General features: G+C 67.6%; 22 protein-coding genes. 12 read left to right on the top strand and 10 right to left on the bottom strand.

What is annotated here, in order from left to right; genetic code table 11:
- Positions 1–151 precede the first annotated feature (151 nt).
- Together NS6_RS03780 and NS6_RS03785 are read left to right on the top strand one after the other, a co-directional pair.
- On the top strand, positions 152–433 hold the full coding sequence (locus NS6_RS03780; protein WP_068036416.1) for an ArsR/SmtB family transcription factor: 282 nt from the start codon (positions 152–154) through the stop codon (positions 431–433).
- Between the two features lie 2 nt (positions 434–435).
- Positions 436–828 (top strand): VOC family protein, encoded by a 393-nt coding sequence (locus NS6_RS03785; RefSeq protein WP_174552569.1) that lies wholly within the window; start codon positions 436–438, stop codon positions 826–828.
- Positions 829–918: 90 nt separating this feature from the next.
- Here NS6_RS03785 and NS6_RS03790 read toward each other — a convergent pair whose 3' ends face one another.
- The 8 genes from NS6_RS03790 to NS6_RS03830 all read right to left on the bottom strand — a co-directional run bounded on the left by NS6_RS03790 (position 919) and on the right by NS6_RS03830 (position 11,137).
- Positions 919–2,043 carry an LLM class flavin-dependent oxidoreductase gene (locus tag NS6_RS03790; protein WP_068036420.1) on the bottom strand — a complete coding sequence of 375 codons (1,125 nt, stop codon included), beginning with the start codon at positions 2,041–2,043 and terminating at the stop codon, positions 919–921.
- The gene (locus tag NS6_RS03795; RefSeq protein ID WP_068036421.1) at positions 2,040–3,410 is read right to left on the bottom strand and encodes an NtaA/DmoA family FMN-dependent monooxygenase; all 1,371 of its coding nucleotides are present in this window, start codon (positions 3,408–3,410) and stop codon (positions 2,040–2,042) included. The genes NS6_RS03790 and NS6_RS03795 overlap by 4 nt, the downstream gene beginning before the upstream one ends.
- Entirely contained in the window at positions 3,407–4,495 is a 1,089-nt protein-coding gene (locus tag NS6_RS03800) for an LLM class flavin-dependent oxidoreductase (RefSeq protein ID WP_068036422.1), read from the bottom strand. Before NS6_RS03800 ends, NS6_RS03795 begins: the two co-directional genes overlap by 4 nt.
- The gene (locus tag NS6_RS03805) at positions 4,495–6,159 is read right to left on the bottom strand and encodes a dipeptide ABC transporter ATP-binding protein (protein ID WP_245669115.1); all 1,665 of its coding nucleotides are present in this window, start codon (positions 6,157–6,159) and stop codon (positions 4,495–4,497) included. Before NS6_RS03805 ends, NS6_RS03800 begins: the two co-directional genes overlap by 1 nt.
- 292 nt (positions 6,160–6,451) lie before the next feature.
- The gene (locus NS6_RS03810; protein ID WP_371859304.1) at positions 6,452–7,237 is read right to left on the bottom strand and encodes an ABC transporter permease; all 786 of its coding nucleotides are present in this window, start codon (positions 7,235–7,237) and stop codon (positions 6,452–6,454) included.
- 217 nt (positions 7,238–7,454) lie between these two features.
- Complete coding sequence (locus NS6_RS03815) at positions 7,455–8,414, bottom strand: ABC transporter permease (RefSeq protein ID WP_068037844.1); 960 nt, start codon at positions 8,412–8,414, stop codon at positions 7,455–7,457.
- Positions 8,415–8,419: 5 nt separating this feature from the next.
- The gene (locus NS6_RS03820) at positions 8,420–10,027 is read right to left on the bottom strand and encodes an ABC transporter substrate-binding protein (protein WP_068036426.1); all 1,608 of its coding nucleotides are present in this window, start codon (positions 10,025–10,027) and stop codon (positions 8,420–8,422) included.
- A 336-nt stretch (positions 10,028–10,363) separates the two neighbouring features.
- Entirely contained in the window at positions 10,364–11,137 is a 774-nt protein-coding gene (locus NS6_RS03830) for an SDR family NAD(P)-dependent oxidoreductase (RefSeq protein WP_174552557.1), read from the bottom strand.
- A gap of 302 nt (positions 11,138–11,439) precedes the next feature.
- On the opposite strand from NS6_RS03830, the gene dinB reads away from it, so the two are divergent.
- Positions 11,440–12,648 (top strand): DNA polymerase IV, encoded by a 1,209-nt coding sequence (gene dinB, locus NS6_RS03835; protein WP_068037850.1) that lies wholly within the window; start codon positions 11,440–11,442, stop codon positions 12,646–12,648.
- 116 nt (positions 12,649–12,764) lie between these two features.
- Positions 12,765–14,861 (top strand): neutral/alkaline ceramidase, encoded by a 2,097-nt coding sequence (locus NS6_RS03840; protein WP_068036428.1) that lies wholly within the window; start codon positions 12,765–12,767, stop codon positions 14,859–14,861.
- Positions 14,862–15,003: 142 nt separating this feature from the next.
- Here the strand turns inward: NS6_RS03840 and NS6_RS03845 are convergent, their stop codons facing one another.
- On the bottom strand, positions 15,004–15,462 hold the full coding sequence (locus NS6_RS03845; RefSeq protein ID WP_068036429.1) for a CBS domain-containing protein: 459 nt from the start codon (positions 15,460–15,462) through the stop codon (positions 15,004–15,006).
- A 451-nt stretch (positions 15,463–15,913) separates the two neighbouring features.
- Between NS6_RS03845 and NS6_RS03850 the strand changes: the two genes are divergently transcribed.
- From NS6_RS03850 to NS6_RS03860, 3 genes are all read left to right on the top strand, one after another.
- Positions 15,914–16,783 carry a universal stress protein gene (locus NS6_RS03850; protein WP_084470593.1) on the top strand — a complete coding sequence of 290 codons (870 nt, stop codon included), beginning with the start codon at positions 15,914–15,916 and terminating at the stop codon, positions 16,781–16,783.
- A gap of 64 nt (positions 16,784–16,847) precedes the next feature.
- Positions 16,848–17,486: a response regulator gene (locus NS6_RS03855; protein ID WP_068036431.1), complete on the top strand. Its 639-nt coding sequence runs from the start codon at positions 16,848–16,850 to the stop codon at positions 17,484–17,486.
- Positions 17,487–17,574: 88 nt separating this feature from the next.
- Positions 17,575–19,308, top strand: a complete 1,734-nt coding sequence (locus NS6_RS03860; RefSeq protein ID WP_068036432.1) for a GAF domain-containing sensor histidine kinase — start codon at positions 17,575–17,577, stop codon at positions 19,306–19,308.
- A 60-nt stretch (positions 19,309–19,368) separates the two neighbouring features.
- On the opposite strand, the gene NS6_RS03865 is transcribed toward NS6_RS03860, so the two are convergent.
- The gene (locus NS6_RS03865; RefSeq protein ID WP_245669116.1) at positions 19,369–20,193 is read right to left on the bottom strand and encodes a dienelactone hydrolase family protein; all 825 of its coding nucleotides are present in this window, start codon (positions 20,191–20,193) and stop codon (positions 19,369–19,371) included.
- 259 nt (positions 20,194–20,452) lie between these two features.
- Between NS6_RS03865 and NS6_RS03870 the strand changes: the two genes are divergently transcribed.
- The 5 genes from NS6_RS03870 (at position 20,453) to NS6_RS03895 (ending at position 24,840) form a co-directional block, all read left to right on the top strand.
- Complete coding sequence (locus NS6_RS03870; protein ID WP_068037858.1) at positions 20,453–21,409, top strand: GlxA family transcriptional regulator; 957 nt, start codon at positions 20,453–20,455, stop codon at positions 21,407–21,409.
- 118 nt (positions 21,410–21,527) lie between these two features.
- Positions 21,528–22,172: an HD domain-containing protein gene (locus NS6_RS03875; protein ID WP_068036435.1), complete on the top strand. Its 645-nt coding sequence runs from the start codon at positions 21,528–21,530 to the stop codon at positions 22,170–22,172.
- A 62-nt stretch (positions 22,173–22,234) separates the two neighbouring features.
- Positions 22,235–22,567, top strand: coding sequence for an antibiotic biosynthesis monooxygenase family protein (locus NS6_RS03880; RefSeq protein WP_068036437.1), 333 nt, complete (start codon positions 22,235–22,237; stop codon positions 22,565–22,567).
- Between the two features lie 454 nt (positions 22,568–23,021).
- Positions 23,022–23,915, top strand: coding sequence for an SDR family NAD(P)-dependent oxidoreductase (locus tag NS6_RS03890; protein ID WP_068036441.1), 894 nt, complete (start codon positions 23,022–23,024; stop codon positions 23,913–23,915).
- A gap of 1 nt (position 23,916) precedes the next feature.
- Entirely contained in the window at positions 23,917–24,840 is a 924-nt protein-coding gene (locus NS6_RS03895; RefSeq protein WP_174552558.1) for a ferritin family protein, read from the top strand.
- Positions 24,841–24,848 lie beyond the last annotated feature (8 nt).

Below are 24,848 nucleotides of genomic sequence, written 5' to 3' on the forward strand. Positions count from 1 at the left end.
GCCAGCCCGCTTGTGGAGGACAATGCCGGGAGCGGTGTGCGCGTCGTGCCTGCTTCTGCCACCTGGTCACCAGCCGCCGCTCGACCCGGGCGACACAGGTCTCGACCGTCCCCGCTTGATAGGCAAGTAACTACTTGCCTATAGTCGGTGTGTGCACGACGATCAGGGACCGATCTTCAAAGCACTCGCCGATCCGACCAGGCGGGTAATTCTCGACGAACTGGCCGATCACGACGGTCAGACCCTGTTCGAACTGTGCGGACGACTCACCATGAAACACGGCCTGTCCTCCACCCGGCAGGCGATTTCTCAGCATCTGGACCTGCTCGCCGCCGCGGGGCTGATCCGCACACACCGCGACGGGCGGCACAAATTCCATCATCTCGAGCGCAGCCCACTGCGCCATCTCACCGACCGCTGGCTGGAGGAATAATGTTGCGAATCAATGTCACGAGCGTCTATGTCGACGACCAGAGCAAGGCCCTGCGCTTCTACACCGATGTGCTCGGGTTCCAGAAGAAAACCGATATCCCGGTCGGTGACGCCTCCTGGCTCACCGTGGTATCGCCACTGGACCCGGACGGTGTCGAACTCCTCCTGGAACCGACCGGCCATCCCGCGGCCGCGGTCTACAAACAGGCTCTGATGGAGGACGGGATACCGTTCACCTCGTTCGCCGTTGCCGACCTGCACGCCGAGCACGAGCGGCTACGCGGACTCGGCGTGGAGTTCACCCAGGAACCGGCCGACTACGGCACGGTGATCACCGCGGTATTCGATGACACCTGCGGCAACCTCATTCAGATCGCCCAGGAAAAGTCCGCCTGAATCCGGTCGCCCGGTGCAGGTCCACGGTCACCGTTGCCCACCCGGCGCCGGTGCGGGCGGCGGGGTTTTACGGAGGCGGCGCGGAGCCCTTCACGCGGCGCCAGCGCCCGCGAGTCCCCACTCCCGGGCAAGCAGACGATGCGAGGCCAACCTGTCCTCGTGCCGGTGGGTGACACTGGTGATCACCAGCTCATCGGCACGGGTCAACTGCTGCAGTGCCGACAGCCGCGCGGCGACGGCCGCCGGTGTCCCGACGAACTGGGTGTTCACCCGGTCGTCGACCAGCTGACGCTGATAATCGGTCAGCGGCGGTGCGGTATCCGGGTCCAGGTATTCGGTCGCGCCCGCACCGCTACGGACACTGGCCACCCAGTGTCCGTAGGTGGACGCGAGGTGCCGGGCCCGCGCCTCGCCTTCGGCGACGACCACATCGGCCGATACCACCAGGTAAGGCTCCGGAAACTGCTCCGACGGCCGGAATGCCGTGCGGTAACCTGCCACGGTTTCCAGGATGGTCCCCGGCGATACATGGTAGTTCGCGACGAACGGCAGTCCGAGGCGACCCGCCAGCTGCGCACTCTCCCCACCGCTGCTACCGAACAGCCAGACCTGCACACCCGCCCCTTCTCCCGGTACAGCACGCAGGTGAATCCCGTCGGCGGTCGTGTACGTCCCGGCGAGCAGTGCGCGGATCTCGGCGACCTGCTCGGCGTAGTCCAGCGGTTCGGCTCCGGGCAGCCGGAGGGCTTCGAGTGAGGCTGCCAGCCGGCTCGTATCCCGGATCTGCGCGGGCGAGAACGGGGGCGGGACCACCACGCCGTCGCGCACCACGGTCGGCCGCGGTGGCGGCGGGGTGCCCGGGGCGCGCAACTGCGGAAGGCGATGCGCGGAACGCCCCAGCCCGAGGTCCAGCCGGCCGGGGTACAGCGCGTCGACGGTGCCGAAGGCCTCCACCACCGACGCCGAGGTCCGGTAGCCCGCCTGGACGGCGGCGGAACCGACCCGGATGGTCTCGGTGGCGGCGGCGATGAGCGCGATCAGTTCAGTGGGCGCCGACGACGCCACCGCCACGAAATGATGTTCGGCGACCCAGTACCGCCGGTACCCCCAGGCTTCGGCGTGACGGGCGAGATCGATGGTGTTGCGGATCGCGCCCCGCGCATCCGACCCCGTGCTGATCGGCGAAAGGTCCAGGACCGACAATGGAGTGGTCATGAGGCACGCACCTGATCCGCGGCACGGCGCGGAAGGCGCAGGCCCAGATGTTCGCGCAGCGTCGTACCCCGGTATTCGGTGCGGAAGCTACCGCGGTCCTGCAACTCCGGCACGACTCTGTCGACGAATTCGTCCAGACCGGCGGGAGTGAGGTGGGGTACGAGGATGAATCCGTCGGCTGCGTCGGCCTGTACGTAGCGGTCGATCTCCGCCGCTACGGCGGCGGGTGTGCCCACGAACTGCTGGCGAGCGGTGACCTCGATAACGAGTTCCCGGATGCTCAATTTCTCCGCCTCGGCCCGCGCCCGCCACTGGCGCACCAGGGCTTCGGGGTCCCTGGTGTGCCGGACCCGGCCGCGGGTGATGGTCACATCATCGAGCGGCGCGAGATCCGGAAGAGGACCGTCGGGGTCGTAGGCGGACAGATCGCGACCCCACACCTGCTCGAGGAAGGAGATCGCGGTCTGTGCGCTCACCTGCTTCAGCCGGATCTCCCGGGCCCGTTCCTCGGCATCGGCGGCGCTGTCGCCGAGAACGAAGGTGGCGGCGGGCAGGATCAGCAGGTCGCCGGGGTCGCGGCCGTACTTGGCGAGCCGCTTCTTCATATCGGTGTAGAACTGTTGTCCCGCTTCGAGTTCCCCGTGCCGGCTGAAGATCGCGTCCGCGGTGGCGGCGCCGAATTCCCGGCCCTCATCGGAATCCCCGGCCTGAAGTTGTACGGGATACCCCTGGGGGCTGCGCGGCAGGACGAAGGCGCCGGAAATATCGAATTGTTCGCTGCGGTAACGAAACTCGGGAATCGGGCGGGCGAAGATGCCACGGTCGCGGTCGACGACCAGAGTGTCGGCAGGCCAGCTGTCCCACAGTGTGCGGGTGGCGGCGACAACCTCGGCGGCACGCGCATAGCGCTGGGCATGGTCGAGGTAGCCGCCGCGGCGGAAGTTCTCCCCGGTGAACGCATCGGACGAGGTCACTGCGTTCCAGGCCGCCCGGCCGCCCGAGAGGTGATCCAATGTGGCGAACTGTTTCGCCAGTTCGAACGGTTCGTTGAAGGTGGTGTTGATGGTGCCGGCCAGGCCCAGCCGCGTCGTGACAGCGGCAAGGGCGTTGAGGACCGTCAAGGTGTCGGGCCGGCCGACCACGTCCAGATCGTGGATGCGGCCGCGATGCTCACGCAACCGCAGCCCTTCGGCGAGGAAGAAGAAATCGAACAGCCCGCGCTCGGCCGTGCGGGCCAGGTGGGCGAACGAACCGAAATCGATCTGGCTGCCGGATTCGGGATCGTTCCACACCGTAGTGTTGTTGACGCCGGGGAAATGGGCGGCGAGATGGATCTGTTTGCCGGGCTTACGTATCGACACGATCATGCCCTTTCGGTCGCATAACGGTTCAGTGGCCGCGGCAGCCCCAGGCGGCCGCGCAAGGACAGCAGCGGAGCGGGTATCCGGTCCAGGAACGCGGCCTGTGCCAGTGGCTTCAGGACCAGGCCGTCGGCGGAGCATGCGTGCTCGGCCTGCGCGACGAGCTCGCGCAGGGTGTCCGGGGTGCCGATATGACGCAACGTGCCCGGTGCCGGTCCGGTGGTCCAGGCGTCCAGCTCCCCTATCTCCGCTGCTGCGGCGGCAGCCGACTCCCCGAGATGGACCTCGATATCGAGCAGTACCCGGATCAGGTTCGGATCCCGGCCCGCAGCGGCGGTGGCCGCGCGGAGCACCGATCTGGTCTCGGCCGCCGTCATGAGATCAGGGGCAGTGATGCGGAGGAGGTCGGCGCGCTGCACAGCGACGCGGGTGGCGTGCGGGTCGTCTGCCCGGACCGCGATCAACGGTTGCCCCTGGGGCGGACGCGGAGTGATCGAGGGCACCTTCACCGAGAAATGCTCCCCGGTGAAATTGATGTAGTGCAGTTTGCCGCGGTCGATGAACCGGCCCGTCGGCGTATCGCGGATCTCCGCGTCGTCCTCCCAGCTGTCCCACAGCCGGGTGACCACCTCGATCGCATCGTCCGCCTCCTGCCACAGCGAAGAGCCGGGCTGTTCCGGTTTGCGACCGAACAGCCGGGTCTGCTCGGTACCGGTCGAGACCGTCACCTCCCAGCCCGCCCGGCCGCCCGACGCGTAGTCCAGGCTCGCCACGGCCTTCGACAGATGGAACGGTTCGGCATGGGTGACCGGGCTCTGCGGGATCAGGCCGATCCGGGTGGTCACCGGCGCGACTCGCGCGGCGATACCGACCGCGTCGAGCCGGCCGCGTACCTCCCCCGATTGCAGCGCGCACGAATCCGGCAGGAATACCAGGTCTATCCCGGCTCGTTCGGCGGCGGTGACCGCGTCGACCCAGAATCCGGGTGTGAACAGGTCCTGTGCCCGTGAATCCGGGCGCCGCCACGATGCGGGATGCGCGCCGGTACCGTCCAGTTCGACGGCCAGCAGCAACGGGGAAACGTGCGGCATCACGCGGTCCTTTCCGTCGGCCCGTAGCGCCGCCCGGCGCCGGGAATCGCGAGCAGCAGCTCGCGGGTGTAATCGTGTTCCGGGGCTTCGAAAACCTCGATGGTCGGACCGGTCTCGACGATCCGCCCGGCGCGCATCACCGCGACACGATCGCTGATATCGCGGACCACCGCCAGATCGTGGGAGATGAACAAATAGCTCAACCCCAGCTCCGACTGCAACTCACCGAGCAGCTCCAGAATCTGCTCCTGCACCGAAACATCCAGGGCGGATACGGGTTCGTCGAGCACCACCAGATCCGGGCGTAAGGCCAGCGCGCGGGCAATGGCCACGCGCTGGCGCTGGCCGCCCGACAATTCGGCCGGCCGCCGCCGGGCGAAGGAGCCCGGGAGCGCCACCCGGTCGAGTAGTCCGGCGACCCTGTCCTGGCGCGTGGTCCGCGTACCGACGCCGAATGCCTGCAACGGTTCGGCAATGATCCGCTCTACGGTGAGCTTCGGATTCAGTGACGCATAGGGGTTCTGGTACACGATCTGAACGCGCCGCCGCCATGCCCGTAACCGCGCTCCGCGCAGCGCACCGATATCGATACCACCGAACTCGACGGTGCCGCGATCGGGTGCTTCCAGCCGGGCGACGATCCGGGCGGTCGTGGATTTTCCGGATCCCGATTCGCCCACCACAGCCAATGTCTCACCACGGTCGATTGTCAGCGAGACATCGTCTACCGCGGCGATCGTATTACCGCGCGCCACGCGGAAGGTCTTGTGCAGTCCTCGGGCCGACAGCAGCGGTGTGCCGGCCCGCTCACGAACGGACCGCCGGGGCCGGTGCGCCCCCCACGCCGCGTCCAGCAGGCGGCGCGTGTAGTCGTCGCGGGGTTCGGTGAGCACCTCCGCGGCCGTGCCGGCTTCCACGATCCGGCCGTGCCGCAGCACCACGATCCGGTCGGCGCGGTCGGCGGCGACGCCGAGATCATGGGTGATCAGCAGTACCGACGTACCGTATTCGGTGGTCCGGCCGGACAAATGATCCAGGATGCGCCGCTGCACGGTGACATCCAGTGCACTGGTCGGCTCGTCGGCGATCACCAGGCGCGGTCGGCAGGCCAGCGCGATCCCGATCAGCACGCGCTGGCACTGGCCGCCCGACAGGTCCTGCGGGAATTGCCGGACGCGTAGTCCGGGCCGGTCGATCCCGGCTTCGGCCAGGATCCGCACTGCTTCGTCCCACGCGGTTCGCCGGTCCGCGCGGCCGTGGATCCGCAGGGTTTCCGCGATCTGGTCGCCGATTCGCAGCACCGGGTTCAGTGAGACCACCGGGTCTTGCGGAACAAGCCCGATCTGGGCGCCGCGCAGCCGCCGCCACGCCCGCGGCGACAGCCGGTCGATACGCCGGCCACCGAAAGTGACGGTACCGGCGGTGACCGCTCCCCCGCCGCTCAGCAGGCCGATCACCGCATGCGCCAGACTGGATTTCCCGGAACCGGACTCGCCCACGAGCGCAACCGTTTCTCCGGCATGGATCGTGAGCGACACATCATCGACCGCCGTGGTGGATTCACCACCGGTGCGGTATTCGACCCGCAGGTGGTCCACCTGTAGAACCGGGGCCCGGGCCGCAGCGGTGATGCCGTTTGCGGCAGCTGCGTCGGGACTCCTCACAACGACCATCCGGAAAAATAGGCGTGTGGCATCCGTTCGGCCAGGCGAGCAATGAAGGACCAGCCCTCACGAAAGAAGCTCCGCAGCCGTACCAGCGCCGCACTCACCGGATCGGCCGCCGGCCTCGATGCCGTACCGGCAGACCTGGCCAAACCCGCGACCGGCCGCTCCGGGTATTCGCCGCGACAGCGCGCCGCCCTGTTCGTGGTGGGAATACGGCGCGGTCGGGACGAGAACGCAGCGGCCTTGATCCGATGCGAGGTGTGCCGCGCCGAGGCGGGGCCGTATCTGTTCATCGCAGTCCTTCCCCGGCGAGTGCCCGGCCCAGGCGCTGCGTCGCGAGCACCAGCGCGACGATGACGAGACCGGGCAGAGTGGTGAGCCACCATGCGGTGGCCAGATAGTTGCGCCCTTCCGAAATCAGCGAGCCCCATTCCGGAGTGGGCGGTGCGGCGCCGTATCCGAGGAAGCTCAGCGAGGAGACGGCGAGCACGGCGAGACCGAATTCCACGGCAGTCAGGGCCGCCACCGGCGCGTAGGCATTGCGCAGGACGTGCCGCACGAGCACCACGTACCAGCGGACACCCGATGCGTAGGCGGCCTCCACATAGGGGGCGCCGCGCACACGGAGTACTTCCGCGCGCATCACCCGGGCGAACCGCGCGATGAGCGCCACCCCCACCGCGAGCGCCACATTGCCGGTGCCGAACCCGAGGACCGTGACGAGCGCCAGCGACATCAGGAGCTCCGGAATCGACAGCAGCACATCCACGCCACGCATCAGCACCGTGTCGACGGTGCCGCCCACCACCCCGGACAGCAGCCCGAGCAGTGAACCGGCGACCAGCCCGATCGCGACCGCGAGCACCGTCGCAGTCAACGACAGACCTGCCCCGTGCACGACCCGGGTGTAGAGGTCACGACCCAGATTGTCGGTGCCGAACCAATGCTCGGCGCCGGGTTCCTGGAACTTCTCGCTCGGCACGCCGCTGCGCGGATCGCCCCCGGCGAACACCCGGGGAGCCGCTGCCCAGCCGAGCACCAGCACAATGATGCCCGCCGACACCAGAACACCCACCGCCGGCCGTGGACGCCGCACACGGATTCGCTCCAGCAGCGACCTCACACCCCGGTGTGGTGACGGTGCCGCGTCTCGGCGCACCGCAACCGGGTCTGCGGGCGTCTTCACCGCGTCAGGCCCTTCCGGTCCCACGGCGGGAGCCAGGCGTTGAGCACCGATTCCCGATCGTGGCACGGTATCGGCAGGCCCCTTCGGCACGCCGGTCTTGCGGGAATCAAGCACCGACCCGCTCCTTCGCCCGGAAATCTTCCGCCACCCGCGCATCCACCAGCGGGTACACCAGGTCCACCAGGAGATTCACCACTACGTACGCCGCCGCCCCGAACAACACGATCCCCTGCACCACCGGTATGTCCTGGTTCAGCACCGAAATCTGGGTGAGGCGGCCGATACCGGCGCGCGCGAACACCGTTTCCACGATCACCGACCCAGCGAGCACTGTTCCCACCCAGATACCCGCGACGGCCAGCGCCGGACCGATCGCCGCGCGTAGGACGTGCCGCCACTGCACCCAGGCCCGGGACGCGCCTTTGGCGAAGGCCATGGCCACAAACGGCTGCTGCCACGTGGTGAGCAGACTGCTGTAGAGCACCTGTGCGGTCACCGCACCCACCGGTATGGCCAGGGTGACCGCGGGCAGCACGGTGCCCGCGAACCCGGTACCGCCGAACGCCGGGACCAGCCGCAACTGGAACGAGAACACCTGCAGCAGGAGTAACCCCACCCAGAAGGTCGGCATGGCGGCACCCACCGGAGGCAGTGCGGTCAGCAGGTCTCGCAACCACCGGCGTTCGGTGTACGCGGCCGCGAAAGCCAGTGTGGCCCCGAATATCAAGGCACCCGCCAGCGCCGACCCGGCCAGGGCCAGGGTCGACGGCAGTGCTTCACCGATGGCAGCCGTAACGCTTTGGCCGGTGGTCAGCGAGTATCCGAGGTCCCCCTGCACGGCATGGGTCAGAGCTGTCCAATACTGTTCCCACACCGGCCGGTCCAGGCCGTATCGGGCCTGCAGTTCGGCGACGGCGGCGGCATCGACCGGCGTTCCCGGGGTCGCGTCTATTGCGAGCTGCACGGGATCGGCGGGCAACAGGTACAGCACTGCGAACGTCACGGTGAACGCCGCCCACAGCACCCCTGCTGCCTGCATCACGCGGATCGCCGCATAGCGTGCCATCACCGTCACCGCCCGCTCAGCCAGGTGTCGTAGAACTGCAACCGCGCCGAGGCCTCGAATTTCAGTTCCCGCACCGTCCCCGCGACGCCGATGGCTTGCGAGAGCTCGATGGTCGGGAGCCACAATCCTTCCGCGAGCACCAACCGCTGCGCTTCGCCGATCAGCCGCGCGCGTTCGGTGGCGTCGACCGTTCGCAGCTGTTCCGACAGCACCGCATCGAGCGCCGGTATCGCGTCCCGGTCGTTGAGATTGCGGCCGTCCAGGCCGAAATTGGTGCGGAGGATATCGCCGTCGGCACGGGTGGTGTTGTAGTAGATGGTGTCGAAGTCCTTGGAGTTCTGCCGCACCGTGTAGTCGGCATTCGAAGCCAGTTCGAGCCGCAGATCGACACCCGCCGCGCGCAATTGCTGCTGCAGCAACTCCAGAACCGCCTGGTTCCCCGCAAATACCTGGCTGAACAGCACGCCGAACGACAGTCGCTGCCCGGCCTTCGCACGGATCCCGTCGGCGCCCGCGATCCAGCCGGCCTCGTCGAGGATGCGCTGTGCGGCGGGCAGATCGAATTCGGTATCCGCGGCGAGGTTCACATACCCCGGTGTTGTGTGGGCGAGCGGGCTGGTCGCGGCCCGGAACTGCGGGCCCAGCACGGTATCGACGAGTTCCTGCCGGTTGATCGCCCGCAGCACCGCGGTCCGCACCGCCCGGTCGCGCAACGGCCCCCGGGTCACATTCGGTTGCAGACCGAAGGTGATTCCGGGATTCGACGCGGTCGCCACCTGTCCGCCCGCGGCCTCGATCTGCGGTACGTCCTGCGGCAGGGCATCGCTGACCGCGTCGAGTTGGCCCGATATCAGGCTGCCGGTACGCACCCCGGACTCCGGCACGACGGTGAATTCGATCCCGTCCGGATACGCCTCACCCTGATGAGCGAATATCGCAGAGCCCCAGGCATATCCGGACCGCTTGGCGAGTGTCACCTTATCGCCCTGGCGGTATTCGGCGTACGTGAACGGGCCGCTGCCGATCGTATCGCCCAGGCACCGCTGCTCGGCCGGCTTCGCGGTGGTCGCGGCGGCGAGAATCGCGAGCTGCGGTGTGGATGTCGCCTGCAAGAACTGGGCGTTGGGCGCGCCGAACCGCACTCGCGCGGTGAGCGCGTCCACCACTTCGGTACCCCGGTAGCCGGCGAGGTAGGTGGCCGCCAGCGGCGCCTTGGCGCCGCCGAGGGTGTGGACAATCGAATCCAGGTTCGCGCGAACCGATTCCGCGGTCAGCGGCGTACCGTCACTGAATGTCACGCCCTCGCGCAGGTGGAAGGTGAACGTGGTGGCGTCCGGGCTCACCTGCCAGCGTTGCGCCAGCCACGGGACGATCTCGCCGGTGGCCGGATCTTGATCGGTCAGTGAATCGGCGATCTGCCGGGTGACGTAGAGCGTCTGGTTGGTACCGCTCTGCGCCGGGTCCGAACAGGTCGGTGCCTGGGACAGGCCGTAACGTAGCGTCCCTCCGGGCTGCGGTGGCCCCGCGGCCCCGCCCTCCCGGCCTGGACCCGCGCAGGCCCCGAGGGCCAGTGTCGCGGCCAGCACCCCCAACAGGGCAACGGTTCGTTTCATCGCGCACTCCGCATCGCGCCGTTCCGCACACTCGGTCCGGCTTCGTGGCGCCGGGACTCCTCAACAGCAGATCCCTGACGTAGGGAGAACGGTAGGCAGACAGCTGCGGTGAGTCGCCGGTCTCGCTCAGCCTGAATCCAAACTCCGGACAGGCGGCATTCGCTCACCCATCGGCAAACCGGTCCTCACCGGATGCGCGAGATTCGCCATCGTGGTCCACCGGCCGTACTGCGCGGCAATCTGCCCGGGCGTCGCGTTGCCGATTCGTTCTTCGAGGATATGGAACGGGCTGTCAGCGGGGTTCTGCGCGCCACCCGGCAAGCAGACGGGGGGCGGTCAGGCCGTGTAGCCCCCATCGATGTCCAACGTCTGACCGGAGATGAAGTCCGCCCGATCCGAGGCCAGGAAGGCTGCCGCTTCGGCGATATCCTGGGCATCGCCGAAGCGGCGCAGGGGGATATTGCCCCGGGCGATCTCGAGCGCCGATTCCTCGAGGTCGCCGGAACCGATCAATCGTTCGGCCATCCCATCGGTGAGCATGCCCGGTCCGATACAGTTGACCCGCACCCCGTAGCGCCCCTCCTCCACGGCCAGCCCCCGGGCCACCGCCTCCACCGCCCCCTTCGTCCCGGCGGACAGCCCGTCCCGGACCGGGTATCTCCGGGTAGCGGCAGTGGTGACAGCGACCACGGCGCCGCGCGACTCCCGGAGCAGCGGCAGCGTGGCGTGCATCAGATTGAAAAATGCCGCCGAATCGCCGAGCAGCTGGTCTCGGTACTGCTGCGGCGAGACCCTGCTCAGGTGGACCATCGGGACATGAGGGCCGGCGGCGTACACCACTGTGTGCAGGCCACCGAAGTGTTCACGGAACTGTGTGACGACGTCGGCTACCGCGTCCGGATCCGCCAGGTCCAGCGGCCATGCCCGGCCCGAACGTCCCAGTCGCACAATATCTTCGGTCAGCCGGTCGGCCCCCGCCCGGTTCTTTCGGTAGGTGAACCCGATATCGCTGCCCCGCTGGGCCAGCAAACGCACCACCGCGGCGCCGATTCCACCCGTCCCGCCGGCCACCAGCGCAGCCCCGGGGCGCCCGGAAAACTCGTCCACCATCACGCCTCCCGACCAACCAAGCAATTGCTTGCTTAAGTCTAGCAGCAGGGCGAGCGACCCATGAGCACCGCCGTCTGCCCGCGACATTCCCCGGATTGCAGCAAGCACACACCCGCACCGGCCGCAGCTTCCAGGCCCGGTGACCACAGGTGCCCGCTGACGCCACGCAAGCGCAGCCACCTGCGACCACCCCCTTATGGCCTGCCGTTTTCTCGATGACCGAGTGTTAATGTGAACATATGTTCGAATCCGACGACGACTCCCCCGGGCGTGGTCGCATACGCCAGCCCCCTCGGCCCGGCCTGCGGCCTCGGATCGCCGCGCGGCCGCAGGCGTCGATCCTGCACGCCGATCTGGATTCGTTCTACGCCTCGGTCGAGCAGCGGGATCAGCCGTATCTGCGCGGCAAACCCGTACTCGTGGGCGGCGGGGTCGTACTGGCTGCCAGTTACGAAGCCAAGGCACGTGGAGTGCGGACCCCGATGAACATCGGTCGAGCACTGCAGTTGTGCCCGGAGGCGATCGTGGTTCCGCCGCGGATGCCGGAGTACGCGCAAGCCAGCTCGGATGTGTTCGCGATCTTCTTCGATACCACTCCTGTCGTGGAGGGCGTCTCCATCGACGAAGCGTTCCTCGATGTCGCGGGGCTGCGCCGGGTCGCCGGGGAACCGCGTGCCATCGCGCGGGAGCTGCGGGTACGGGTGCGGCGCGAAGTCGGCCTGCCTATTTCGGTCGGTATCGCGGGCACCAAATTCCTGGCCAAGGTCGCCAGTGCGGTATCGAAGCCGGATGGATTACTGCTGGTGGAACACGGCGGCGAACTCGATTTCCTGCATCCGCTTCCGGTACAACGACTCTGGGGCGTGGGGCCGGTGACAACGAAAGCCCTGCGCGCGCACGGTATCGAACGGATCGGACAGCTGGCCGAACTCGGCGAGCAGGGGCTGAGGCCGATCGTCGGCCGGGCGGCTGCCCGGCATCTGCACGCCCTGGCCTGGGCGCGCGACCCACGCCGCGTGGAATCCGGGCGACGGCGCCGGTCGATCGGCGCGCAACGGGCACTCGGCCGCAGGTCGCGGACCCCGGACGAAATCGAGGCGTATCTGCACGGCCTCACCGATCGTCTCGCCCGGCGACTCCGGAAGGCAGACCGGGCCTGCCGGACAGTGGTGCTGCGTTTGCGTTTCGACGATTTCGGCCGCGCCACCCGTTCGCACACTCTGCCCGATTCCACCGATCACACCGAAACGATCCTGCGCGCGGCACGTGGCCTACTGACCGCGGCCATGCCGCTGATCCACGAACGCGGGCTCACCCTCATCGGGTTGGCGCTGACCAATCTGGACGACGCGGACCCGCGCCAGCTCACGCTGCCGTTGAATCACGATCCCGGCCCGGAATTGGATACGGCACTGGACCGGGTTCGCACCCGATTCGGGTCGAGTGCCGTCACTCGCGCCGCACTCCTCGGCCCGGGTGAAGGACTTTCGGTTCCGCTGTTGCCCGACTGATCACGGCTCCTGCTTCGTGCGCGTGGCCGGCGCCGAGAGCTGAACAGTTGCCCAACCACATCTGGACGAACGTTCAACAGTGTGGTTCGCTGCCACTCGACAGGAAAGGAACCGCGATGGCAGCGACACCCGAACCCCACACCGCCGCGAGCCCGTCCGGCGACCGGCCCGCAGCCCTTCCGCGCCGGACCGTGCTGGCAGGTGCCGCGGCGGGGACGTTCGCCCTCGGCGCGGTCAGCACATTCGGCTCCGGCGCCCCCGCGACAGCGGCGCCCGGATCCGGCGAATATCTGATCGGGATGGGAATTTCCGATATCACCGGACCCGCAGCCGAATGCGGCATGATGGGGTACTCCCAGCAGGACCAGACCTCCGCCGGAATCCATCTACGGCCCCGCGCCCGCGCGTTCGTCATCGCCGCCGGCACCGAACGGGTGGTGTTCGCGGTCGCGGAGAACGCGATGATATTCCAGTCGGTGCACCGGGGCGTGCTCACCGAACTGGCGCAGCGGTTCGGCGGTCTCTACACCGAGCGCAATGTGCTGCTCACCTCCACGCATTCGCATGCCGTCTGTGGCGGCGCGGCACACGATTACGCCTACAACCTGTCCATTCTGGGCTTCCAGCAGCAGGTCTACGATGCCGAGGTCGGCGGGCTGGTCGAGGCCATCGCCGCAGCACATGCCGATCTGGCGCCCGCAACCTTGGCGCTGGGCCGTTCCGAATTGCACGACGCGAGCGTGAACCGCTCCCGGATCGCATTCGATCGCAACCCCACCGCGGACACAACGCATTTCCCCGGCGCCATCGACCCGGCCGTCACCGCCCTGTCGATCGACCGGGGCGGGCGGCCGGCGGGTGCGATCACCTGGTTCGCCACCCACAACACGTCGATGACGAACAAGAACCGGCTGATCAGCTCCGACAACAAGGGTTACGCGGCCTTCACCTGCGAACACACCCGGCACGGTGTCCGCTACCTCGACGACGGACCACCCGATTTCGTCGCCGCCTTCGCGCAGACCAATGCCGGCGATATGTCGCCGAACCTGAATCTGCAACCGGGTTCCGGGCCCACCGAGAACGAGTTCGACAACACCCGGATCATCGGTGAACGGCAGTACAACGCCTCCCACGCGGCCCTGGCCGCGGCTCGTCCGCTGACAGGTCCGGTGGGGTCGGTGTTCTGCTATATCGATCTCGCCGATATCGCGGTGGACGGCCGGTTCACCCCGGACGGCGTCGCCCGCCGGACAGCGCCGGCCGCCGCCGGTGTCTCCCTGCTGGCGGGCAGTATCGAAGACGGACCGGGTCTGCCCGGCGCGCCGATCCCGGAGGGTGTCCGCAATCCTCTCGTCGACGCACTGGGCGACCCGCGCCTACCGGCGCCCGGGTGGCTCGCCGATGCCCAGGCCCCCAAAGCGATCGCGGTGCCGTTCAGTCTCTTGCCTCCGGCGCCGTGGGTGCCCAATATCGTGCCGATCCAGATCGTGCGGATCGGTGAGTTGTATCTGGCCGCGGCCGGTGGCGAATTCACCATTGTCGCGGGCCTGCGGGTGCGCCGGGCCGTGGCGGCGGTACTCGGCGTGGATATCGCACAGGTCCTGCTGCAGGGGTATGCCAACGCGTACCACGAGTACGTCACGACCCCGGAGGAATACGACGCTCAGCAGTACGAAGGCGCCTCCACGCTGTTCGGCCGCTACACGCTGCCCGCCTACGAGCAGGAATTCACCCGCCTCGCTACGGCGCTGGCCGCGGGCACGACTGTCGCGCGCGGTCCGGCCCCGCGCGATATCTCGCATCTGCAGCCGAATTTCGTTCCCGCGCCGGGCCCCGATACCGCACCGCCCGGATCCGATTTCGGTGCGGTGCTCACTCAACCGGCACCCTCCTACACCGCGGGTACCCGGGCAACCGTGGAGTTCGTCTCCGGCCATCCCAAGCACAATCCACGGCGTAACGGCACCTTCCTCGAAGTGCAGCGGTCGATGGGCGGCGAATGGACCCGGATCGCCAACGAGGGCGAATGGAATGTGCGATTCCACTGGAGCAAGCGCCCACCGGCGACCTCCATCGCGACATTCACCTGGGACATCCCCGGAGACACCCCGGCCGGGCGGTACCGCTTCGTCCATCGGGCCGACCGCCTGTCCGCCGAGGGAACCCTGCACCCCATCGACGGCACCAGCAGCGAATTCGATATCCGCTGATCACCGACTACCTAGGCCCGATCGAGGTCGCGACTACCGGCGGCGCAGGGTAGAAAGTCCGGTCTCACGCCAGCCACGGACATTACCGGTGAATGCGAGGCCCGGGGTTCAGTGGCGCCGGCAATCCGGATCCGGGGTGCGATCAACCCCGGAGCGCAGGCTCACCGACCCGGGCCGGTAGTTGCTGTTCACAGACCGCCTCCACGAATTCACCGGTCTGCCTCTCCGATACACCGTGGGCAATATCGGCCTCGGTGATGATCCCGACCAGCCGACCGTGTTCGGTGACGGGCAGGCGACGGATCTGGTATTGCTGCATCAGCGCCAGTATCGCCCCGGATTCCGTACCCGCTTCGACGCTGCGCAGTTCGTCGCCCTGCGCGAACTCTCCGGCGGTCGCGGTAGTGGGATTACGCCCCAACGCCAGGCAGTTCACCACGATATCCCGGTCGGTGACGATTCCGACCGGATGTCCTTCCCCGTCGCAGATCGGCAGCGCCCCGATATCGCGCTGTCGCATCTGCTGAGCAGCGGTGTCCATGGTGTCGCGTACACCGATGGTCACCACATCGGTGTGCATGAGCTCGCGTGCTGTGATCATCGTGCTCTCCTTCCACCGGGATGCAACCTGCGGAGTTCCTCCTCGCTACGGTGGCGAATGTTCTAATCCATAGTCCGCGCCGGTGTGGTCGCTGTCCAGACTCTGCCGATATCCGGCCGGACGCTGGAGCGATCCGGCCGCGAGGAGCTGTTATCGGCACCGCGGACACCTGAGTGCCCACCGGGTCGGAGCCATGACAGTGTATAAACGCAACATTTGTCGCTTCAGCGGTCGAGGTCCGCCTGCCGCTGCCCACCGGGGCGCACCGATTCAAGATCACGTAGTCCCACCGGCCAGGGTCTTTCGGCCCCTACGGCACAGGACCATCGCCCGCATCCGCCGCCATGTGCCACGTTCTAGTGTCGGCGACGAGTCTGTATAGACCGGTTGCCCTCTCCAGTCCGGAACCAGGTGGTCGAGGGCAGCCGGCCGCCGCACGAAAGGAAACCCCGTGACCGCGTGCACGCGAGCCCCCGTTGTCGTCGGCATAGACGGGTCGTCCGGATCGATGGCTGCGCTGTGGTGGGCGGCGCGTACCGCCGCCCGTCATCGGGCCGCGCTGCACCTGGTGTCCGCGATCGGCATCCCCGACGATCCCGACCTCCCCCACGGCGATGCCACCTTCGACGATCGGACCCTACGCGCGGATGCGGCAATACTGCTGTCCACCGCCCAGGGGCTCGCGCGCGACCGCGCCGGAGCCGAGTTGGATATCGTCTGCACGGTAGCCGACGCCCGGCCGGAGACAGCGCTCATCGGCTGCTCCGAGGATGCCCGCATGGTCGTTGTCGGAGTTCGTGGTGTCGGGGCCGTCGGGCGGGGTGTGCTCGGTTCGGTCAGCACCTCCCTGGCCCGCCACGCCCGCTGCCCGGTCGCCGTGATCCCCGCACCCGACAGCGGTGTAGCCGATCTCCCGCCCCGGCCCGTCGTGGTGGGAGTCGACGGGTCCGCCTGCGGCGCCGAAGCTGTCCGGCTCTCCTTCGAGGAGGCGTCGCGGCGTTCCGTCGGGATCGTCGCGGTCACCACCTGGTCGGAGCTCTCTCCGCACGGATCCCGCGCCGTCATGCACGCGCGGGCGCGCGCCCTGCAATCGAAGACCCTGGCCGAGCAGGCCGAATGGTATCCCGATGTGCCCGTCACCCAGGTCGTCGTCGAGGACCGGCCGGCCCGGCGCATCCTGGCCGAGTCGGACAGCGCCCAGCTGGTGGTCGTCGGCAGTCACGGCCGCGGCGGATTCGCGGGTATGACCCTCGGCTCCGTCGGCCAGGCCGTCCTGCACGGCACACAGGTCCCGTTGATCGTCACTCGCCCCCGGGACTGATCGAACTCCCGCTGCGGCCCCCTCCCGTCTAAGCTTGGACAGGACTCGGGAGAGGGGGCTCGGTGTGATCACGGTGTTCCTGGTCGACGACCACGAAATCGTCCGGCGCGGCGTGGCCGACCTCATCGACGCCGAAGCCGATATGGAAGTCATCGGCGAGGCCGGCGATGTGGCGCGGGCCCTGGCCCGTATTCCCGCGCTGCGCCCCGATGTGGCGGTCCTCGATGTACGACTGCCCGACGGCAACGGCATCGAGCTGTGCCGCGAATTGCGCTCGGCCCGCCCGGATCTGCCGTGCCTCATTCTCACCTCGTTCACCGACGAGCAGGCCATGCTGGACGCCATCCTGGCCGGCGCGCGCGGGTATGTCGTCAAGGACATCACCACGCTCGCACTCATCAGCGCCATTCGCGATATCGCCGCGGGCCGTTCGCTGCTCGACAACCGCGCCGCGGCCGCGCTCATGCGCAGACTCCGGTCCGAGACCGAGGCCGATTCGGGCCCACTGTCCGGGCTGACCGATCGGGAAAGGGCCCTGCTTGCCCTGCTCGGTGAGGGGATGACCAACCGCCAGATCGCCGAGCGATTGTCGCTGGCGGAGAAGACTGTCAAGAACTATGTGTCGAGGTTGCTGTCCAAACTCGGAGTGGAGCGGCGCACCCAGGCGGCAATACTGGCCACGAAATATCAGAATCGGGCCTGAAACCGCGACTACCCCAACCGGATCGCCGCCGAATCCGGAAGGTCGATGGCAGAATACGTCAGTGACGGAACATCACCGGGGCGGGGGCATGGGCGTGCGGAGAGCGGTTTCCATCGGGGCGGAGCGGACACCGGTTTCGGAAACGCTGTCACAGTTCCGGCTCCGTGAACTGCTGCTGGAAATGCAGGACCGGATAGCGCAGATCATCGACGTCCGCGACCGGATGGACCGGCTGATCGAAGCGATGCTCGTCATCACTGCCGAACTGAATCTGGACGAAACCCTGCGCACCATCGTGCATACCGCCATCGAACTCGTGGACGCCCGGTACGGCGCGCTGGGTGTGCGCGATACCGAGCAGAGCGGTCACGAGCTGGCCGAATTCATCCACGAAGGGATCGATGTCGAAACGCATACGCGGATAGGTCATCTCCCCCGCGGCCACGGGATGCTCGGTCTGCTGTTCCAGCAACCCGAACCGATTCGGCTCACCGACCTGTCGGACCACCCGTCCTCGGTCGGGTTCCCGGCGCAGCATCCGCCGATGCGCAGCTTCCTCGGTGTGCCCGTCAAGGTGCGCGACGAAGTGTTCGGCAACCTGTATCTGACCGAGAAGTCCGGCGGCCACCCGTTCACCGAGGACGATGAGGTCGTCGTCCAGGCGCTGGCTGCGGCGGCCGGTATCGCGATCGAGAACGCCTATCTCTACGAGCAGTCCCGGGTCCGCCAGCGCTGGCTGGAGGCCACCAAGAATGTCGCCACCGAACTGCTCGAGCGCGGTGAACCCGACGACGTTCTCGATCTGGTCGTCGATCGCGCACTGGCACTGACCGATTCGGCCTACACGTTCATCGCACTCCCGGAGGAGCCCGATCTGCCCACGCACGAGATCGGTGAACTCGTGGTCGTGGCCGCCGCCGGGGCCGACGGCGCCACCCTGACGGGGCAGCGAATCGGGCTGCACGGGTCGCATTCCGGTAGGGCGTTCCGGCAGGGCCGGCCGGTCACGGCGGACCGGCCCGATTCACCGCCGCACCCGGATATCGGCGACGACGCGTGCCCGACCCTCACGCTCCCGCTGCGGGCCGGCGGAACACCGATCGGCGTGCTCACCATGGTCCGGCCGTCCGGCGCGCGCCCACTCAACGATCACGCGAAAACGATGATGCTCGTGATCGCCGACCAGGCGGCTCTCGCATTGCAGCTCGCGGCGAGCCAACGCCGGATGCGCGAACTCGATGTGGTCGCCGATCGCGACCGGATCGCGCGCGATCTGCACGATCACGTCATCCAGCGTTTGTTCGCGGTGGGCCTGTCTTTGCAAGGCACCCTGCAGCGGGCCCGCACACCGGAGGTCCGTGACAGGCTGAGCTCCACGATCGACGATATCCAGGACATCGTGCAGGATATCCGGCACTCGATCTTCGATCTGCACAGCGGCACCGTCGATCTGCGCCGGCATCTGCACCGGTTGTTCGAGGAGATGACCGCGGAAACAGACCTGCGCACCAACCTGCGGATGACCGGCCCCGTCACCGTTCTCGGGCCGCCGCTGTCCGACGATGTGGAAGCGGTGCTGCGGGAAACCGTCAGCAACGCCGTCCGGCATGCACAGGCGTCCGCCCTTTCGGTCGAACTGCGTGTCGGCGACGATGTCACGGTCGTGGTCAGCGACAACGGGACGGGAATATCCCCCGATATCGGCCGGCGTAGCGGCCTGGCGAACCTGACCGCTCGCGCCGCGGCCGCGGGAGGGCACTGCGATATCGAACCGATCCCCGGCGGGGGAACTACCGTGCGCTGGCAAGCACCCTTACCGTAACCCGCGCCGACGGGCTACTCCGGATAGTCACGCCCATCCAAACCGGCAAGAGGAGCTCGATCAACCGAGTCCCCGGGAACTGTTCCCGCGCAACGAGTTCTCGGGCGCGCTCGGCGACCGGCCCACGGGCAGGGTGCGGTCGAACAGTGCCAGCAGTTCGCGGTAGTGCCGTTCGGCGGCCGCGGGGTCGTGGGCGGCGGTGTCCGCCTGGGTGAAGCCGTGCTGGGCGCCCGGATAGACCTCGGTGCGGTAGCGGACGCCGGCGGTGGCCAGCGCCTCGTCGAACCGGGCGATATGTTCCGGAGTCATATGGTCGTCCTCGCCGGCGTGCGCGAAGTACAGTTCCGCAGTGATGTTTCCGGCCGCCAGGTGCGGACTGTCCGGGGTATCGGTGACGAGCGGCCCGCCGTGGAATCCGGCCACCGCCGCGACCCGGCCGGGGAACATGGCGGCGATCAGCACCGCCAGTCGCGCGCCCATACAGTAACCGGTGACCCCGGCCTTCCCCTCGGCCACCTGCGGCGCTGCCGCCAGCCACTCGAGGTAGGCGGCGGCATCCGAACGCAGAAGCTCGGGTGTGAGCTCGCGGATCATCGGGATAACCTCCTGGAAGATCTCGGGCCGCTGCGCCGGGTCGATGAGCTCCGGCAGTTCGATCACCGGTGCGCGCCCGTGCCGGTAGTAGGCGTTCGGCAGCAGAACTGTGTAGCCGTGGGCGGCGATACGGTCGGCCAGCGCACGCAGACCGGGCCGCACGCCGAAACCGTCCTGGATCACCAGCACTCCCGGATGGGGATTGCCGTCATCGGGGTGGGCGATGTACGCGTCGGCGACACCATCGGGTGTCCGCACATCGACCTGCATACCCTGTATTGACATCATCATCGAATCCTTCTGTCGTAGTTGATATTCCGCAATCAACTCGACGAAGGCGGAGCCCGGGCACTACGGCGGGTCCCTCGACGGCACAGCGGGCCCGGACCGGCCCGCACGGCGCTCAGCAGAGCACCGGGTAACCCCTCCGTGTGTGGCGAATCGCCGTCCCGGTAGTCATCGCCGCAGAGACTAGCAACGGTTGCCGATGGCGCGATCTGTGGGGTGTATGTCGTTGACGCCATCCGCGGTAGAGCGGAAGGGTGGCACTGTGCAGCAACGCCGTGTCGTATTCGTCGTATTCGACGATTTCCAAGCGCTCGACCTGGTCGGCCCTTACGAGGTCTTCCAAGGCAGCGGCGAGTACGACTGCCGAGTCGTGGCCTCCCGTCCCGGATGCGTGCGATCCGACAGCGGCCTACCGGTCGGAGTCGACTGCGGTGTGGACGATGTGGACCCGGTGAGCGTGGATACGCTCGTGGTCGTCGGCGGGCCGGGTGTCGAGGCCGCCCGCGATGACACCCACCTCGTGCAGTGGATCCGGGCGGCCGCGGGGGCTCGTCGCGTCGCCTCGGTATGCACCGGTGCGTTCCTCCTCGCCGCGGCGGGCGTACTGGACGGGAAACGGGTGACCACGCATTGGGCGTTCACCACACAACTCGCCCGCGACTACCCCCGGGTCGGCGTCGAACGCGATCCGATTTTCGTGCACGACGCAAACATCTGGTCCTCGGCGGGCGTGACCGCCGGGATGGATCTCGCCCTGGCTCTCGTGGAGGACGATCTCGGCCGCCGGGTCGCCCTCGAACTGGCGCGCTATCTGGTGCTGTTCCTGCGCCGACCGGGCGGACAGACCCAGTTCAGCACGGCACTGTGGCGGCCACAGCCCGCCACCGACCCGGTGCGGGCGGCAGTGGCGGCCATCCACGCCGAACCGGGCGCCCGGCACAGTATCGGCGATCTCGCGGCCCGGGCCGGTTTGAGTTCCCGTCACTTCCAGCGCCGCTTCACTGCCGAACTCGGTGTCGGCCCGGCGACCTATGTCGAGCAGGTGCGAATCGAGGCTGCCCAGAACGCACTGGTCGACGGTATTCCGGTCGACGTCGTCGCCCGGCGCTGCGGTTTCGGTACCGCCGAATCGTTGCGCCGCGCATTCCACCGCAGGCTCGGGGTGTCGCCCTCCGACTACCGGGACCGTTTCCGCTCCACCTCCGCGACCACTGCGTAGTCCGCCCCATCGACCTGAACAACCGTCCCGCCCCGCAGCATCGGCCGGTTCCGGCCGGCCGGTCTCCGCCGCCGTGCGACCACACCGTCCGCATACCCATTCGACCCGAGGAGTTCCCATGTCTCTGGACCTACCGGCCACACCGCTGGCGCTCGCGGCGCACACCGTGATCGACACCGAACTGACCCCGGCCCTGCGCAATCACAGCGTCCGCTCATTCCTGTTCGCCCGAGCCGCGGCCGCCGACCACGGAATGCGGGCGGGTACGGACTACGACGAGGAAATCGTGTACCTCATCTGCGCCCTGCACGATATCGGCCTGGCCGAAGTCGCCAACGGTGACCAGCGGTTCGAGGTCGACGGCGCCGACTACGCCGCAGAATTCCTGGAATCGCAGGGCGTGACCGATGAACGAGTCGACATCATCTGGGATGCCATCGCCGCCCACACCACCGGCCTCAGCGGCTCCCCGGTCTACCGGCGCCGCCGCCCCGCCGCCATCTGGGTCGCCGTCGACGGAATCGCCATCGATATCGGCGGCAGTGCGGACATGGTTCCCGCGGGCTACGCCGACCGGGTACACGCGGACTACCCGCGGCTCGGCGGAATTCGTGCGCTGACACGCCTCGTCGAGAAACAGGCCGTAGCGAATCCCGCAAAGGCGCAACCGGGTTCGCTGCCCGGCGAAATCGTCCGGCTCGCACACCCAGAACTTGTCCCCAACTGGCAGGACATCATCGCCGCGGGCGGCTGGGGCGACTAGCAGCGCACCCGCCCGACCTTCCTCCCTTCCACCCCTCTGTTTCGATCAGCCAGGAGTTTTCCGTGACCGATGCCGGTGTCACTTTCATCAATGTCATCGAACTGCCCGCCGAAGCAGTCGACGATTTCATCGCACAGTGGCGCGGGAGAGTCGACCGAATGCGGTCCGCGCCCGGGTTCCGCGATGTACGCCTGCACCGTGCACTCCTACCGGATTCCCGCTTCCAGCTGATCAATATCGCACACTGGGACACCGCCGAAGATTGCCATACCGCCGGTGTCGACCCTATGGTCACAGCCTCGGTCGCTGAGGCGGAGAGGACCGCTACTGCCCACCCTGGGCTTTACCGGGTGGTCGCCGAAATCAATCCGGGCGCGCATCGAAAAACTCTGTGAGCAGGTCACGTCGATTGAGCCGCCGCCGACGACCCGGAGCTCCGCCGAAAACGGCGTTAGCAGCAGTGCGGCCATCACCGGACATCGAGGCGTCCTGTCCACCAGCGGATCTCCGGGTACGGCCGGCGGCAGCGCTACTCGGTGAACTGTGCATTTCCGATGGGCGCCGGCCGGGATCGCCGGTAGCCGCGAAATCCATCCAGGGCCGGTGCATATATGCGGCGAGGGCAGCTGGTGGTTCGGCCGGTCCGCGGCCAGTCTCGAGCTGCTCACCCGCTCCGTAACCGCATCGGCCACCGTCGCCGCCCGTCTCGCACGAATAGCGGCCGTTCCGGTCGTAGGTCCGACATAATCCGCCATTGACAAATGGCACATTTGTAAATGATGCTTACAGGTATGAACAGGTCGACGAGGACCTCACCGCCGGTGCTCCCAGCCCGGAAGGTGGGCTGACATGCTCGGACTCGATATCTTCCGGCCGTTCGGTCCGCCACCGCGCAGCCGCGGCGCGCGGGCCGTCGTTACCGGTGCGGGCAGCGGCATCGGCCGGGCCTTCGCCCATGAACTGGCCGCTCGCGGCGGCCGGATCGTCTGCGCCGATATCGACGAGGATCGCGCGGCCGAGACGGTGGCATCGATCGGACGCGAGTATCCGGGCGTTGCCTACCCGTTCCGCTGCGATGTGGCGAAACGCGACGATGTCGAGGTACTGGCGCGCTACGCGGAATCCGTTTTCGACGGTCCCGCCACCCTGGTGATCAACAATGCCGGGGTCGGGTCGGGTGGACCACCCGTCGGCGAGATCGGTTTCGCCGAATGGGAGCGCACCCTGGGCATCAATCTCTGGGGCGTGATCCACGGATGCGAAATCTTCGCGCCACGGCTGCGCGAGGCGGGTCACGGCGGAATCATCAATGTCGCCTCGGCGGCGGCGTTCGGCACCGCACCGCGGATGGCCGCCTACAACACCGGGAAGGCCGGGGTGCTGGCGCTGTCGGAAACGATGGCCGCGGAGTTCGGCGGAACCGATATCGCGGTGACCGTACTGTGCCCGACCTTCGTCCGCACGAATATCGCGCGTGACGCACCGGTCCCCGCGGGGCCGCGCGAACTCGCCGACACCTTGATGCGCTGGACCGGGTTCTCCCCGGAAAGCATCGCCCGCACCACCCTCGACGCGCACGACCGCGGCCGGTTACACGTCGTCCCGCAGCTCGACGCGCAACTTCTCTGGTTGCTGAAACGACTGTTCCCCGGCCAGTACACGGCCGTGGCCGGCCTGCTCGCGCGGCTACTGCCCGACGAGGAAGCGGCAGCATCTGTCACCCCGGAAAGGACAGGAGTCTGATATGGCGACCATGGACTTCGACGATATGCTCGGCAAGATCAAGGACCGGCAGTGGGCGCTGGCCGATATCGATTGGGACGCTCCGGGCGCGGAAACTCTCACGCCGGAACAACATGCCCGCCTGAAGCCGTTCATGGCGGATCTGATGTGGATCGAGAACGTGGGTGCGCGCGGTTTCGCGGCGATGGCCAAAAAAGCCCCCACCGAGACCCTGCGCGAGATCTACCGCTGGTTCCACGCCGAGGAACAGCGGCACGCCAACGCCGAACTCGCCCTGATGCGGCGCTGGGGGATGCTGGACGGCGACGAGATCCCGCAACCGAATATCAATGTCAAACTCGTGATCGACTTCCTGGACAAGTACTCCGACGATATGTCGCTGTCATTCCTGGGCACCGTGATCCCGATGCTGGAGGTCGCACTGGACGGCGCCCTGGTGAAGTTCATCATGGATGAGATCGACGACCCGGTCTGCCAGGAAACGTTCCGTCGCATCAATGCCGACGAATCCAGGCATCTCGCAGTCGATTTCGCGGTGATGGACGTGCTCGGGCATGCGGATTTGCGTAAGCTGCTCATCGACCTGGTCGGTGGCTGGGTGAAACCGACCTTTCTCATCGGAGTGCTCAGCTATGTGCCGTTGCTGAACAAGATGCGCGACAATATCGTGGCAATGGGCGTGGACGAGCAGAAGCTGTACACGGCAATGGAGCGTTACCGTAAGGTGGGCGAGCGTAGCGAATTCGTGCGCCGGCTCCCTATGTATCAGATCGTGAAACTCCAGGCAAATTGGGTGGTCGACCGTGGCCACCCCTATCACCTCCTCGCCGATGCGCTGGTGAAGATCACCGGGGTCATCCCGCGGCAATTGCTGCGTAAGGACCCGACCTGGTCGAAAGAGCTGACCTACACCCCCGCCGCGTGAACGAGGAC

Source organism: Nocardia speluncae NBRC 108251 (assembly GCF_001613245.1).
GTDB classification, from domain to species: Bacteria; Actinomycetota; Actinomycetes; order Mycobacteriales; family Mycobacteriaceae; genus Nocardia; species Nocardia speluncae.

Excerpts from the sequence above, each read along its gene's own strand:
- NS6_RS03790 (WP_068036420.1), bottom strand. The coding sequence starts at position 2,043 with ATGACCACTCCATTGTCGGTCCTGGACCTTTCGCCGATCAGCACGGGG.
- NS6_RS03820 (WP_068036426.1), bottom strand. The coding sequence starts at position 10,027 with ATGAAACGAACCGTTGCCCTGTTGGGGGTGCTGGCCGCGACACTGGCC.
- NS6_RS03795 (WP_068036421.1), bottom strand. The coding sequence starts at position 3,410 with ATGATCGTGTCGATACGTAAGCCCGGCAAACAGATCCATCTCGCCGCC.
- NS6_RS03890 (WP_068036441.1), top strand. The coding sequence starts at position 23,022 with ATGCTCGGACTCGATATCTTCCGGCCGTTCGGTCCGCCACCGCGCAGC.
- NS6_RS03800 (WP_068036422.1), bottom strand. The coding sequence starts at position 4,495 with ATGCCGCACGTTTCCCCGTTGCTGCTGGCCGTCGAACTGGACGGTACC.
- NS6_RS03845 (WP_068036429.1), bottom strand. The coding sequence starts at position 15,462 with ATGATCACAGCACGCGAGCTCATGCACACCGATGTGGTGACCATCGGT.
- NS6_RS03815 (WP_068037844.1), bottom strand. The coding sequence starts at position 8,414 with ATGGCACGCTATGCGGCGATCCGCGTGATGCAGGCAGCAGGGGTGCTG.
- NS6_RS03860 (WP_068036432.1), top strand. The coding sequence starts at position 17,575 with ATGGGCGTGCGGAGAGCGGTTTCCATCGGGGCGGAGCGGACACCGGTT.
- NS6_RS03830 (WP_174552557.1), bottom strand. The coding sequence starts at position 11,137 with ATGGTGGACGAGTTTTCCGGGCGCCCCGGGGCTGCGCTGGTGGCCGGC.
- NS6_RS03865 (WP_245669116.1), bottom strand. The coding sequence starts at position 20,193 with ATGATGATGTCAATACAGGGTATGCAGGTCGATGTGCGGACACCCGAT.
- NS6_RS03875 (WP_068036435.1), top strand. The coding sequence starts at position 21,528 with ATGTCTCTGGACCTACCGGCCACACCGCTGGCGCTCGCGGCGCACACC.
- NS6_RS03895 (WP_174552558.1), top strand. The coding sequence starts at position 23,917 with ATGGCGACCATGGACTTCGACGATATGCTCGGCAAGATCAAGGACCGG.
- NS6_RS03840 (WP_068036428.1), top strand. The coding sequence starts at position 12,765 with ATGGCAGCGACACCCGAACCCCACACCGCCGCGAGCCCGTCCGGCGAC.